Raw genomic sequence first — 746 nt, 5'->3', positions numbered from 1 at the left:
AGCTATATTCAGCGCAATAGTATGCTCGCCACTCGCTGGAGCGTGCTGGTGTCGCCTTCGCTCAATGAGCAAAAGCAACGACTGCGTATCAGTAGCGATGATGCCAAAGAAATCGCTAAAGACATCACAAGCGAGTTGATGCAAGCACGTGCTAGCCAAGACTGGGGCACTATTGAGCAAATTGAGAATGAGTTTTTTGCCTACTGTACGGCGCGTAACGATCGTCTGGCATTTTCCTTAGTATGGTTTGGCTTGGGCAAAAGCGATTGGCAGTTTGATAAGCGCTGGGACGACTGCCAACAACATCTTGATCAAACTATGAGACCTTCCACTACACGATAGATCATCATTCGTTTATCACCTTAAATATTTTTTATCACCCTTTCATCACTACGGTAGCCGCTATGTCCTCTTACTTGAATGCTGATAAAACCTATCTAACCCTCACGCCCGCTGGTGTTTTTGAGGCATTTTCACAAAATGAGCCGACTGACGAGCAGTTGGCGCTACAAGATTTGTTGTCTTATGGGCAGACACTACTCGCTGCTGATTGGTTGCAGCGTTATTCCGATGAATGGTTGCAAAGCTTTCTAGAACACGGCTGGATTGAAAAACTGTCTTTGCTTTTGCCAGCGCCCAATCTACCATTGGATCAGTTTTTGCCTTATGTGGTCGCGAGCTTATCTGGCAAACGCCGTGCAGCGATTGGCTCTGATGAAGGGTTTTGTCTGGCACGGATTGGCTAC

At 46.9% G+C, this 746-nt stretch carries 2 pseudogenes; both read left to right on the top strand.

Going from position 1 to position 746, the window contains the following annotated elements:
- Positions 1–342 (top strand): annotated as a pseudogene (locus tag ACS8FC_RS17075) (hypothetical protein); the annotation flags it as partial.
- A 62-nt stretch (positions 343–404) separates the two neighbouring features.
- Positions 405–746, top strand: a pseudogene (locus ACS8FC_RS17070) (hypothetical protein); the annotation flags it as partial.

The organism is Psychrobacter sp. 1Y4 (genome assembly GCF_051847555.1).
Note: the sequence above shows the minus strand (reverse complement) of the source record. Positions and strands in the feature narration are given on the sequence as shown.